Below are 12,827 nucleotides of genomic sequence, written 5' to 3' on the forward strand. Positions count from 1 at the left end.
CTCCCTCAAACGAAAAATATGCCTTTTCAGTCTACCTTGCCCGAGGGTCTGGCGGACGGGAAGGACGGCGAAGGTTCAACGAGGAGGGTGAGGCCATCGACGGAGCTGACCCGGACCTCGGAGCCGACGGGCAGGTCGTTGGGGGTGGGATTGAGGAGACGGGCCTGCCAGAGCTCGCCGCGGATCTCGACTTGTCCGCTGTCGTGGCCTGCGAGCGAGAGCGGCGAGCGGATGATGGCGGTGGCTCCAACCATGGCCTGAGGGCCTGTGAGGATTTTGCTGCGACGAGCGCGGACTGCGATCCACGCGAGGCAGAGCGTGATGATGCCGAAGCCTAGTCCGGCGGCAAGGGCGACGGCGGTGTGGACGCGCAACTCGGGGATGGGGGCGTCGACGAGCGTGGCGAGTCCGAAGACGAGAGAGATGACTCCGGCGAGGCCGAGAGCTCCGTGGCTGGCGAACTTGGCTTCGAGCACGATGAGGATGAAGGCGGCGAAGAGAAGCGCGACGGCGGTGTGGCGAACGGGGAGGAGATTGAGGCCGAATAGTCCGAGGAGAACGAGCAGGGTGCCGAGGGATCCGGGAACAATGGTTCCAGGGACGTTGAACTCAAGGTAGATGAGCAGGCCTCCGAGGACGAGAAGCAGGACGGCGAGATCGGGGTTGGTGAGGCGGCCGAGGAGACGCTCGCGGAGGGATGGCGCGAAAGTGACGATGGTGGCGTCGCGGAGGTGGAGGGTCTCGGTGGCTCCGTTGAAGCGATGGATGGTGCGGTTGTCGAGGGTGTTGAGGAGGGTGGCGTCGTCGGGGGCGGTGAGATCGATGAGGTTGAGCTTGAGGGCCTCATCGTCGCTGTAGGACTTGGAGTTGCGGACGGCGTCGATGGCGGCGTCGAGGTTGCGGTTGCGTCGGGAGGCGTAGGAGCGAAGGAAGGCTTCGGCGTCGTTCTCGATTTTTTCTTTGAGGGCGGGATCGATCTTTTCGCCGCCTTCGATGATGGGGTGCGCGGCTCCGGCGTTGGTGCCGGGAGCCATGGCGGCGACATCGGCGGATTCGAGGAGGAAGAAACCTGCTGAGGCGGCGCGGCTGCCAGAGGGTGAGACGTAGAAGATGACTGGGATGGGAGAGTTCTCGATGGTCTGAACCATGAGGCGGGTAGAGTCGAGAAGCCCGCCGGGGGTGCCGAGGGAGACGAGGACGGCGGAGGCGTGACGCCGGGAGGCCTCAGCGAGGCCGCGCGAGAGATAGCCGGCAGTGACGGGCTGGATGGTGTCGTGGAGGGTGAGCTTGAGGACGACGGGTTGGTTTGCGGGTTGAGTTTGGGCGAAGACGCCGATACAGCACAGCAGAGACAGAAGCGAAACAAGCTGCCTGACGCTTGATCCAGCGGTATTGCGATGTATGGCTGGCCAGTTCATTCTGTGTGGTACCCCCTCCCGTCAAAATCGTGCAAAGTATTCAAAATAGATATTTTAGGTCTGGACTTCGCGTGCAGTTTCGTTGCCAAACCTCATTAAGTCAATGAAATCGGGCGTGGTGATATGCAAAGTCTTCCAAATAAATGTGTTAAGTTATGAGCTCCTCTGCGCACTTTTCGTGCCATTCATTGTAGAAGCAAAAAGCCCGGCTGGTCGCCGGGCTTTGGTTTGTTCCTGATTTAAGGTTATCAGGGGTGTCAAGGGTTTCCTTGTGGAAATCAAGACACTTGGTTGAGTATCGAAAGCGGATCGCGCTTTGCGCGATGGCCCACATCTGGCGATAAGACCGCCAGATATGGGGCACCCGATTGTTGTGGTTTGGTCAGATATGGGCCACCCAGCCGGTACCAAGCGCATGCAGCACGGTTTGTAATGCTACGGTGAAGGGTTGTATCGCAAAGGCTAAGTGGTGAGGGCACAGGCAAGTGACCACGTCGATTGAGCGCTTTAAGAAATACTTGTTGTTGGGGATATTGTTAGCATTCGTATATTTTGCGTATAAGGGATGTGAACTGTTCCCAGAATCCACGTTCCAGTTGTCGAGTGATTCGAGGCTGCCGAAATGGGTTACGCTCCCGCCGGGACTCACGCGCGCTGATGTTTCGCTTGCGGTGAGCTATTACATTTTTCCATGGGGCAGAAGTGCGCAATTCGTATTGCGAGATAAAAATCAGCGAGTAATACAAAAGGAAAATGGCAAGTTGAAATGTGGGGATCCTTTCGTGCTAGAAAATCCTCCCCAAGGATCTCCTCCGAGCTATCCAGGCTACGAAGCAATTACTGTCAACGGCGTGACAGAAATCATCGAACATAAAAAACCGGAACCGATATTTTATGTAACGGACGACACGGCTGTTCGGAAACAAATAGAGTCGATCGGCTGTCGATAAGTTGACCCTCAAATGGAGAAGGTCACCTTCCTTGAGGGACTCAAGGGATGGGATGAAGGGAGGTTTCTGTGGGGCTTGATCGGCGGATAGAAACCCATGGCCGGGTGCACGACCATGCCTTCCGGTCTTAAACGCTATCAGGAGACTGGTCGAGAATCGTAGGACGGGCCACCCCGCCATTATCTTCTAGACGAACCTAGTCCCGTTCAGATAACTCGACTTTGATAGGAGATGGATCGCGCTGCCGCGCGACGGCCCACATCTGGCGATAAGACTGCCAGATATGGGGCACCCAGCCCCACCCAGCCAATATATCCGAGTTCCCGATGGACCCATTATTCAATTACAGGCCGGCGTTCGGATCAAGAATTACTCCTTTAGTGCTTCCCACCAAGTTAATGGCCGAACGAAGAGGAGTACTTGTCCGGGCTGCGGCGAAACTGTAACTTTACCACATGTGTTTGGCGAAACATAGCCGTGCTGAAGTATATCCTTCGTCGAGAAGTCTACTGACCTAAGCCACGAGTAATTTGATCCTCCTGAAACACACAATACATAGGGAGTGTTAATTCGGAAAGCCTCGTTGTAGTTCACAACAGGATGGTCCACAACGATAGATCCGCGATCCGTCGAGGAGTTTGGAATGTTTATTTCGCCGGTATTGAGCGTTAGTCGTAGTCGAGCAACGCCGTTCCCATCAGTTGGTATGGCGATTGCTTCTTTGCGCTCTGTCCCTACCCATACGTTCACATAGGAGGACGCCCCCACCATAGGGCGTCCGTTCCGCCCATTCACCAACTTGATTTCGAGCGTTTGTGCGGAGAGAGACGCCCCATACAGGATCACGAAAAGCGATATTAGAAATTTGACAATGCCGGAGCACAGAAACGATTGATTCGGATAGGTTGCCATTTGTGTCTCGCCGTATTCAATTAAAATCTCAGTCTCCAGGCGCCTCGTTCCCAGACCCTTCTGGCAGAAACGCTATTACGACTTCAACGTCTTCACCCACAATAAGCGTGTCGAGAAACTTAAGTACATGCACCGCAACCCGGTCAAGCGAGGTTTGGTCGAACGAGCTGATGAATGGCGTTGGTCCAGTTACCGTCATTATCTTCTAGACGAACCTAGTCGCGTTCAGATAACTCGACTTTGATGGGAGATGGATCGCGCTGCCGCGCGATGGCCCACCTCTGGCGATAAAGCCGCCATCTGTGGGGCACCCAATTGTGGTGGTTGGTCAGATGTGGGCCACCCAGCCAGAGTACCTTTCCAGCCCAATACTGGGAACATAATGTGCTCAAAGCAATTTATCGTGAGGTTATCGGAAGATGATTGTGTGATCGAAGAACAAAGACCATGAGGCGATTCGATGGTTTCGTTTATTGTTGGTACGGCCTTGGTGGCAATTGCTCCCATTCTCTTTACCGCAAGAGCTTGGTGGATTTTGCATCATGACTCGTCGCATAGCTCAGGCCGTCTGGCCCGAATTGTACTGTATCTCAACTCTGCGAGTGCTCTGCTTTTTGTCGTCGTGGTACTGCTGGATGTACTACAACGAGTGACTTTGGCATCAGTGTCGAGAATCGCTGCGCCGACTTGGTATATTTGTATCTGCATTACCGTGCTGTCCGGCATAAAGATTCGGCGTCACTTCTATCGGACCGTGTTTATTTCTAGCGGAATCATGAGCGTCGGGTGGCTAATTATAGGTTCTTTGCACTAGGTAGGGATGTTTGTTAGATGCGCATGCGGGACTGGGTGGCCCACATCTGGTGATAAGACCGCCAGATATGGGGCACCCGGCACCCGGCACGTGGATTGCATCGGTGGGTAAACCGCAGGTCCTTCGACTCCGCTGCGCTTCGCTCAGGATGACACGGTTTGGGGTGGATGGTCATGGGAGGGACTGGCCGCGGGAGGCCAGGGCCTGTCTCATGCCCTGGGCTGCGGAGTTCTTCGGTTCGAGCTTGAGGGCGTTGCTGACATCGGTGGCAGAGGCGGCGGTCTGGTTGTCGTGGAGCTCGATGCGGGCGAGGACGAGCCAGGCTTCGGCGTTGGGGCTGAGCTTGAGAGAGGTCTGCGCCTCGGCGCGCGCTTCGGCGAGGTTGCCGCTCTGCTCGCGGACCTGGGCGAGGCCGGCGTGTGCGAGGGAGGATTTCGGATCGGCGGCGAGGGCGGACTGGAACTGCTGCTCGGCCTCGGGGACGAGGCCCTGGGCGAGGTAGTCGCGACCGAGCTGCACGTACTGGCTGGCTCGCTCGGCAGGAGGCAGGGTGGCCATGCGCATCGCGCGCATCTGGTCGAGCTGGAAGGCGGCCTGGCGGAAGGAGGTCTCGGAGTAGGTGCGGCGGATGCGCTCGACGGGTTCGACATCGTTTGATGGTTGCGACTTTGGCTGCGCGGAGAGAGAAGCAGGTCCCTTCGACAGGCTCAGGGCAGGCTCCTCCACTCCGCTCCGCTCCGGTCGGGATGACACATTCTTGGGTGTGGATGCTCGGCCTTGGGAGATGCGTGTCTTGAGCTCGGCGGCCTCGGTGTCGTGAGGGTGGAGCTTGAGGGCCTGATCGATCTCGCGCTGGGCTCCGGCGAAGTCGCCGCGACGGAGGAGGGAGACGGCGAGGTTGTAGTGGAAGTCGGCGTCGTTGGGATCGGCGGCGACGGCACGCTGGAAGAGCGGGACGGCGTCGTGGCCCTGACGGCTGGAGGCAACGGCCTGATTGTTGACGACCTCGGGAAGCGGAAGGCGGCTGGCGACGAAGGCGAAAGCGGATTCGGCGTCGGCGTAGCGGGCGGAGTTGAAGCGCGCGAGGCCGAGGTAGAAGTTGGCTTCGAGGGCGCGGGGATCGGTGTGCGGGATCTTTTGAAGCGTCGCGGCAGCGTGGTCGAAGTCGCGCTCGCTGTACTGGGTCTTGCCGAGGGCGAGGAGCGCGGCGGTGTAGGTTGGAGCCTCCTGCACGGCGAGCTGAAGGCGCATGATGCGCTCCTGTGGTGTGGGCGCGGTAACGCCGCGGATGTAGTTCTCAAAGGCGCTGAGCTTGACCTGGCCGGGGGCGGCGAGGAAGGTCCCCTGGGCGACGTTGAATTTGGGGTCGATCTGTCGGGCGATCTTCCATGCGACGGCGTTCTGGACGTCGAAGAGGCGGGGGAGCTCGGCGGAGTCTTCGAGCGGGGCGGACATGTGCAGGTTATTGACGTCGAGGACCTGGGCCTGAACGGTGATGCGGCCGTTGGAGACGTTGAAGCTGCCGATGACGACGATGTTCGCGTCGAGGGTCTGGGCGATGCGGATGGTGGTGGCGCGGGTGGGCTTGAAGTCGAGGGGAAGGCCGAGATGATCGAGTGCGTAGAGACGATCATCGCGCGAGATGGTGAGGAAGCCGGCGGAGTTCAGGCGCTGGTTGAGGGTGTCGGGAAAGGAGTCGCCGATCCAGCTCAGGTTCGACTGACCGGAGCGGTTCTCGAAGGGCAGGACGAGGACGAAGTGGCCTCCGTTGCCGGGATTGTCGGGCGACTGTTTTGCGAGGCCGGTGAGGGTGCAGAGAAGAATCGCCAGTGGCAGCCAGTGGCTGCACCGTTTGGAGCGGAGTCGAGTAGGCCAGAGCACAGCTTGAGTATAGAGTGTTGGGTGGTGGCAACCGCAGGTTCCCTTCGGCTTTGCTCAGGGCAGGCCCTTCGACTCCGACGCACAAAGACGCGCGTCTCCGCTCAGGATGTTTGTCAGGGACCGGTATTGTGGTGCTTATGGAGCAGGGGAAAGCGAGGCATCGACGATGCGGGGGAAGCGGAGGACGGCAGCCCACTCGCCTTTGCGGCGCGCCTGCCAGACGATCTCGCCGTGAAGCAGCGCGGCGGCTTCGGAAGGGGAGAGGTCGTGGTGGAAGTCGAAGTATTTGGTGTTCGCACGCTCGCTGGATTTGCCGAGGTTGAGCTGGTTGACGGCGGGCTCCAGTTTGGTGGAGAAGATGAGGGCGGTGTCGTAGGAGCCGGGGTCGGCGGCGGCCCTCTGGATCTGGTCGAAGCTGAAGTTTTCGATGGAGGTTGTGCGGATGGGCGTGCGGGTGTAGCCGAGCTCGGGACGGGACATCTCGATGGTGGCGGGCCAGGCAGTGAGGACGGTGGCCTGCGGGTACTGGCGCTCGATGAGATGGATGGCCTGCAGATGGAGGACGACCATGTCGCGGTAGGTGAGGTTGTCCTCGGGGGCGAAGGCGTAGGGCGGATTGATCCAGATGCCGCAGAGGAAGGCGATGGCGCTGAGGGCGGCGAGCCACATCCACTGGCGGAGATGACGACGCCATGTTGCCACGCAGAGGAGGATTACGAGCGGGTACATCGGCAACAGATAGCGGGTGAGCAGAGCGCCGCCGAGGACGGAGAAGGCGATCCAGTTGGCCGCGAGAATGACGAAGATGGTGGCGAAGGCGCGGCGGGGAACGGTCTGACGCGGGCTTGCCGGGGTGATGGGGATGAGCAGCGCTGCGATGGCGCAGGTGACGGGCACGAACATGTTCATGTGCGTCGCCAGATGCAGCAGACGATGCCATAGCGAGAGCGCGATGCGCGCGTGCCCGAGGTTGGCGGTGGCGTTGTAGCGGAGAAATTCAGGGTTGCCGAAGATGAAGCCGGTCCGGTAGCGGTGGTAGGCGTACCAGGCGACGAGGGGCAGGACGGGCGAGAGGAGCGAGGCGATCCAGAGGGCGTGGAAGCGGCGCTGGCGAGGCTGGCCCTTTGCGCGGAGGAAGAGTGCGGCCTCAAAGAGCGCGAGCGCGAAGGGAGTGACGATGGCGGTCTCTTTAGAGAGAACGGCGAAGGAGAAGACGGCAGAGGCGAGGATCTGGTTCTCGGTGTTCGGATCGAAGTAGAGGGCGAGTCCCCAGAGGGTGAAGGCTGCGGCGAAGATGTCGGCGTGGGCGAGAGTGCTCTGCGCGAACCAGACGGGGTAGATGGCGGTGAGGAGGACGACAGTGACGGCGGCGGGGATGGTGAGGAGCGAGCGGCTCAGCTTATAGAGACCGAGCAGTGCGGCCGCGGTGACCATGACGGTGAACGTCCGGGTTCCGCTGATGACGTAGCCGGAGAGATGCCACCAGGAGGCGAGGAGGATGGAAGGCAGCGGCGGATGGGCGTTGGTGAGGGTGGTCTGGGGGATGAGGTTGCCGGTGCGGTAGAAGTCCCACGCGGCGGGAATGTAGTAGCCGGCCTCGTCCCAGAAGTAGGGAAGGCGCAGCAGGGTGTAGTGGGAGAGATAGACAGCGACGAATAGGAGTGGAAAGAGAAGCCAGAGCGGTACGTCGCCCGGGGCTTTGTGCGCACGTCTTGCGGAGGAGGACACGTTTTAGTGGACAGGCCCGTTGGGTTGGGGAAGCTGCTGAGCAGGGTTCTGTTCGAGCGCAATGGAGCCGAAGGCCTGCTCGTACTGGGCGAGGTTGTGGCCGAGGACGTTGAAGAGGGCTTTGGCCTGCTGCGGGCTGAGATAGATGCCCTGGAAGTTGCGGACGTCGAGCTCGCCGGGTGTGTTCTGGGACATGGTTCCGAAGACGAGGAAGAAGTCCCAGACGGACATGCGGACCTGAACGCTGTTGGCGTAGCCGTCGCGGTAGTCGGGAGTGTTGGTGAGGGTGAGCCTGGGCTGGTCAGGAGACTGCGGGGCGGGATTGGCGGGTGGCTTCTGCTGGCTCATGGAATCGCTTTCAGTGAGATGAGGGGTTGGTGCGAAAGGGGGGACTTGAACCCCCACGGGTTGCCCCGCCAGATCCTAAGTCTGGTGCGTCTGCCAATTTCGCCACTTTCGCGTCAATGACTTACGAGGTCATTTGTTTGTCGGTGTCCGCTATGGTGTCCTTTTGCCCAAACATCACGTCAAGGCTCTCTACCGCGCTTTGATTGAAGTCTGGGCTGAGGTGGCTATAGCGCATCGACATTTGAATTGTACGATGTCCCATGAGTTTGGCGATAGTCGCGATACCATTACCTGCCATTGCCAGATGCGAGGCGAAAGTATGGCGGTTACAGTGCCATGTGTAGCTCTGCACACCTGCACTCTCCACGGCTGGGTCAAACCAATCGCGGTGAGCACGCATTGGATTCCCATCGGAGTTTAGAAAGACCGGCCCCTTGTTGTCCTTTGCGGAACGTTGAAGAGTTCGGAATGCTTCGAGAGCAGTAGCGTTCAGGTTGAGGTGTCGCGCTCAGCAGCTATCGAATATAAGTTCGCAAAAACTTGTGGAAGCCTTCTTCGCTCGCTAGCTGCAAACGAGAATTGCCGGGGAGTTCATCCCAGCAAGTTTGACCTGTTTGGGAATTCGTACGGTGCCATTTATCGATTTCGACCGGACACCCATGTTCGAGCAGAGTTTTTCGAATCAAAGAACTGGAACTGTTTTCACTGTTACTTCTGTTCTTGACCTGCAGCAAGGTGATGGGGTTTCCGTCCTTGAAGAAGTCCACACCGCGAATGATGTTGCACGCGCACCAGAACCATCCGTGTGGCTCCAACTGTTTTGCAAGGTAGTGCTCAAGAAGTCCTCCGACCATGTTTTCAGCAGCCATTGACGCGCGATGGTATTGGCTTGCTCGGGCCAGTTCGTGCTTGGGATGTTTACCAAACACTTCCAGAACGACATCCACCGCAGGATCCGCGATGGTCGCTACTTGGCTGTAAGAGATTCGCTCATCTCTCGCTGCGAGGTTTTGGCGGACGTATTTGCTTAGAAAGGTCTCAATTTGTCCCCGCGTTTTAGCGGTTTCCAAATGGATTTTGTCCTTTTGATTGATGATGAATGGGTTGTCGTGTGCGAACGAAAGGAATGCCGCAAAATTTGCTTCGACGGGCCGACCTTCGGACGCAGCAATTTTTCTCGCGATTGCGAGGAACTCATTCTTACTTACTGGGAGCACAGCAAGAGCCTAAGGGCGTACTGGACTCCTGAACACCGAGGTAAACTCAGGGTCGATTACATACCTAGAGCCTTGCGAATTCGATTGATCGCCCTGTCTCGCTGTGTTTGATCTTTGAAGCTATGTTCCCAGAATCGAATGACTCGTATGCCATCACGACGAAGTGTTCGATTCACCCGGCGGTCACGGGCCTTGTTCCGTCTGAACTTCTCGCCCCAAAATTCACTCCGTGTCTTTGGAACGTGTCCGCACCTTGAGCATCCGTGCCAAAAGCAACCATCCACAAAAACAGCCAACTTTTCCACATCGAAATAAAAGTCAGGTCGGCCAGGGACGTCTCGGGCGTGAAGTCGCCATCCTGCAACCCCTGCGCGCACTAGTGCCAGCCGCAACGAGCCTTCGGTTGTCTTATTGCTTTTGCCTCTGATGGCCGACATAATGGATGAACGGGTTGGGGTGACCCCGGCGAAGGTGCCGTTCTCCAGCTTGAGTCTGAGGTGGCGTTCCATTGGCAACTCGTCGAAAAATTCCCATACAACCCGATGGGGGATCCGGCTCCGATAGGAAGTTTATATCCTTCTTTTCTGGTGCGTTGGGCTTGGACATTGGCCTCCATCAAGCCGGACTCCATTGCCTTGCACTCGATGAATTCGACAAGGCTGCAGGGTGGACGATCAGAACCAATCTCAAGACGATATATGGCGAGAATGCGCCAAAATTCTATTCAAACGATGTACGAGAACTGACAGCAGACTTGCTCCGCAGTGATCTCTGCGTCCAGACTGAAGAACTCTTCGCGATCGTCGGCGGCCCTCCGTGCCAAGCATTCTCGACGGCGGGAAAACGGCTCGGATTGAATGATGAACGCGGAAACGTCTTCCTCCACTTCATCAACTTGATTGCTGAGCTTCGCCCGAAATATGCAATTTTTGAGAATGTGCGAGGAATACTGTCCGCCCCGTTTATTCATCGGCCCCACAATGAACGAGGCAAAGGATTTCCTGCGCTCAGTGCTGAAGAGTTGCCAGGTGGTGCTTTGTTGCACATCTTGGAGATGCTAGAGGCCAGCGGGTACACAACTACCTTCACGCTGTACAACACCGCAAACTTCGGCGTCCCTCAGGGGCGAGAGAGAGTCATTTTCTTCGCTTCAAGGGAAGGAAAGTCGATACCCTTCATCCGTCCGACACACAGTCAAGATGGGCGCGATGGATTGCAAAGTTGGCGCACATTTCGAGATGCCGTCCAAGGATTGGACTCCACTGTAGTGACTGCAGGAAAGTTCCCGGAGTCTAGGTTGCAATACTATCGAATGCTCCGTGAAGGTCAGAACTGGCGGAACCTACCCTCAGAGCTTCAACGCGAGGCCATGGGAGCCAGCTATCACTCCGGCGGGGGGAAGACTGGTTTTTACCGTCGGTTGGCGTGGGACAAGCCCTCCCCTACGCTCGTTACATGTCCGACCATGCCAGCAACCGATCTCTGTCATCCCGAGGAAGATCGCCCTCTGTCTGTTGAAGAGTACGCCGCTATTCAAACATTTCCTCCAGAGTACGTCTTTGAGGGATCCCTTGCTGACAGATATCGGCAGATTGGGAATGCCGTTCCGTGTCTCTTCGGGAAGGCAATAGGGGAGCACATCATCGCTTTTGACGAAGGAAGACTTACGACTGAAGACACGTCATCAAAGCTGAGTCGATATGTTGGTACTGACCATCTGAGTTGGAGAGAGGCCGCGCAACAGCCACGGCAAGAATCACTTTTTACCTGATTTGTCTTTGGGCAGCATGACTTCGGGACAAAACAGGTGCCAGACCTCTACTGATAAGGCATCCGCGATGTCCTTCAGACGGGCTAAGGTTGGAGCGTTCACTCCTCTTTCAATAAGTCCTATAAAGTCGACTGAATATGAGGTTCGTTCGGCCAACATTTCCTGGGTTATCCCAACTCGCGTCCTGAGGAGAGCGATGCGTCTCCCTAGCTTTTGCTGCAGCGTTCTCACTACGGAAGTGTTTCTCACAATGGAGTAAGCTGACACTGAGTTAAACTACGTGTTCATCGTTTGACATGGGTTGCTACAAACGGTGGATCGCGGGGATTCGTACCTGGTACGGCCCGTATCATCTCTGCGCGCATAGCGGCCAATCGTCATTCAGGAGCCGACGGAGCGGTCACATCAGGATGTTGTTCACGGGCTGAATCGGCGCGGGAATCTCCCGCTCTCCCAGCATTTCCCGCAAATCGATTTCGATAACGCGGCTTAGTGAGGTGATCGGTACATCATTCGGGCTTCCCGAGAAGGGATTCTCGGAGGCGTCGCCGATCTTATCCATGGTATGAAACACCCAGCAAACCACGACGGCGGCGGGAATCGTCATCCAGGTGAAAGCCGCGCCAATCTTCTCGAACTCCTGCAAAAGACCGTAAGGCACCATCAGGATGAAAAGCCAGACGAAGAGCAAGTTCAGAGTCGCGAACTGCCGAGGGTAGGGGAAATTCTTGATGCGCTCGCAATTGCCCTGGCTGTCCAACAGCAAGGACAACGTGTGCTGCATTTCCAATCGTGGGGCCTCGCCCAAACTACGCTCGACAGTAAGCTCCCGGATTTCCTTCGACTGCATCGCAATTAACTGTGTTGCGGTGTTCTTGTTCTTCAACAGGAATTCGATCTCTGCAGGGTCGAGCAATGCTTCCAGCTCCGCCCGCAGGTCGCCCTCCCATTCCACGATGCGATAGAACTTCCGGTATTCGACATTATGGCGGCGGGTCGTGTTCTCCCAGCTGCGCGGCTCGCGCAGCTGGTAGCGGAGCGCAGTCAACCACGCAAGATGGCGATAAATCAACCTGCGCTGTGCTCCGCTACCCGGCGCAACAAAGTTCGACACCATCAGCCCCCACGTACGGCTATCATTGACGATCGCTCCCCAGATTTGCCGCGCCTCCCAAAGCCGGCTGTATGAAGCGCTGTTCTTAAAGCCCGTTATGAACGCGACGGCAGTACCCACCAGCGCAATCGGCAACCAGGGAATGATCAAAGACGCCCAGCCCAGGTAGATGTGTAGAAGAGTCGGGATTGTGGCGAGCAGAAGAAAGACGAAAGTTTCCCGCCGTGTCCACACGATGAGTTCCCGCAGCGAGTAGTGTCGCCCGGCGTGCATTAGCCCATTTTAGGCTCAAGCCTCACGCCTGTACGTCACAAAACAGCTGAAGTCGCCGAGACAGATCACCTTTTGCGCCCACGCGAGAACCTGGCCGCTCTAACCGCGGACCTTTCAGTTCGAGATCTTTGCGCAGCATGTAGAGCAGCGGAGTCGACGGGTCGATATCAGCGGGATTATCCGTAAACACATCGCCCTCAGCTCCGGGTAATCAGGACCTGATTCCCCGGACACACTCCGGTATCGACGTTATCGCAGGCCCACCTCTGGATCGTTGACGATCTACTCATAATCAGAAGACGAGTCCCGAACGGCAATCCTCGTATGAGACGACCAGGTGAAATAGTCGTGATTCGAGGTGCTGCGGAGTTCCTCTGCAATAGCGATCCCTGAGGCACTGT

At 57.5% G+C, this 12,827-nt stretch carries 11 protein-coding genes and 1 tRNA gene; 2 read left to right on the top strand and 10 right to left on the bottom strand.

Translation table 11 applies throughout. The features are described from left to right. Positions 1-26 precede the first annotated feature (26 nt). A complete protein-coding gene (locus OHL16_RS16150; RefSeq protein WP_263368214.1) occupies positions 27-1,418 on the bottom strand; it encodes an NfeD family protein in 1,392 nt (463 codons plus the stop codon). Positions 1,419-1,903: 485 nt separating this feature from the next. Between OHL16_RS16150 and OHL16_RS16155 the strand changes: the two genes are divergently transcribed. Further along, complete coding sequence (locus tag OHL16_RS16155) at positions 1,904-2,368, top strand: hypothetical protein (RefSeq protein WP_263368215.1); 465 nt, start codon at positions 1,904-1,906, stop codon at positions 2,366-2,368. Between the two features lie 1,897 nt (positions 2,369-4,265). Here OHL16_RS16155 and OHL16_RS16160 read toward each other — a convergent pair. The 7 genes from OHL16_RS16160 to OHL16_RS20350 all read right to left on the bottom strand — a co-directional run bounded on the left by OHL16_RS16160 (position 4,266) and on the right by OHL16_RS20350 (position 9,777). Then, on the bottom strand, positions 4,266-5,975 hold the full coding sequence (locus OHL16_RS16160; RefSeq protein WP_263368216.1) for a tetratricopeptide repeat protein: 1,710 nt from the start codon (positions 5,973-5,975) through the stop codon (positions 4,266-4,268). A gap of 135 nt (positions 5,976-6,110) precedes the next feature. After that, on the bottom strand, positions 6,111-7,703 hold the full coding sequence (locus OHL16_RS16165; RefSeq protein WP_263368217.1) for an ArnT family glycosyltransferase: 1,593 nt from the start codon (positions 7,701-7,703) through the stop codon (positions 6,111-6,113). Positions 7,704-7,706: 3 nt separating this feature from the next. Next, entirely contained in the window at positions 7,707-8,051 is a 345-nt protein-coding gene (locus OHL16_RS16170) for a DUF3467 domain-containing protein (RefSeq protein WP_263368218.1), read from the bottom strand. Between the two features lie 27 nt (positions 8,052-8,078). Beyond that, positions 8,079-8,163, bottom strand: a tRNA-Leu gene (locus OHL16_RS16175). 9 nt (positions 8,164-8,172) lie between these two features. Next, positions 8,173-8,544, bottom strand: coding sequence for a tyrosine-type recombinase/integrase (locus OHL16_RS16180; RefSeq protein WP_263368506.1), 372 nt, complete (start codon positions 8,542-8,544; stop codon positions 8,173-8,175). A 22-nt stretch (positions 8,545-8,566) separates the two neighbouring features. Further along, entirely contained in the window at positions 8,567-9,268 is a 702-nt protein-coding gene (locus tag OHL16_RS16185) for a SinI family restriction endonuclease (protein ID WP_263368219.1), read from the bottom strand. Positions 9,269-9,324: 56 nt separating this feature from the next. After that, on the bottom strand, positions 9,325-9,777 hold the full coding sequence (locus tag OHL16_RS20350) for a very short patch repair endonuclease (RefSeq protein WP_396127208.1): 453 nt from the start codon (positions 9,775-9,777) through the stop codon (positions 9,325-9,327). On the opposite strand from OHL16_RS20350, the gene OHL16_RS16190 reads away from it, so the two are divergent. Further along, on the top strand, positions 9,777-11,039 hold the full coding sequence (locus OHL16_RS16190; protein WP_263368220.1) for a DNA cytosine methyltransferase: 1,263 nt from the start codon (positions 9,777-9,779) through the stop codon (positions 11,037-11,039). The two genes, OHL16_RS20350 and OHL16_RS16190, sit on opposite strands and share 1 nt — an antisense overlap. Here OHL16_RS16190 and OHL16_RS20355 read toward each other — a convergent pair. After that, entirely contained in the window at positions 11,025-11,306 is a 282-nt protein-coding gene (locus OHL16_RS20355) for a helix-turn-helix domain-containing protein (protein WP_396127209.1), read from the bottom strand. The two genes, OHL16_RS16190 and OHL16_RS20355, sit on opposite strands and share 15 nt — an antisense overlap. A 133-nt stretch (positions 11,307-11,439) precedes the next feature. After that, positions 11,440-12,426: a bestrophin family protein gene (locus OHL16_RS16195; protein WP_263368221.1), complete on the bottom strand. Its 987-nt coding sequence runs from the start codon at positions 12,424-12,426 to the stop codon at positions 11,440-11,442. Positions 12,427-12,827: the final 401 nt, after the last annotated feature.

This window comes from Edaphobacter bradus, assembly GCF_025685645.1.
GTDB lineage: Bacteria > Acidobacteriota > Terriglobia > Terriglobales > Acidobacteriaceae > Edaphobacter > Edaphobacter bradus.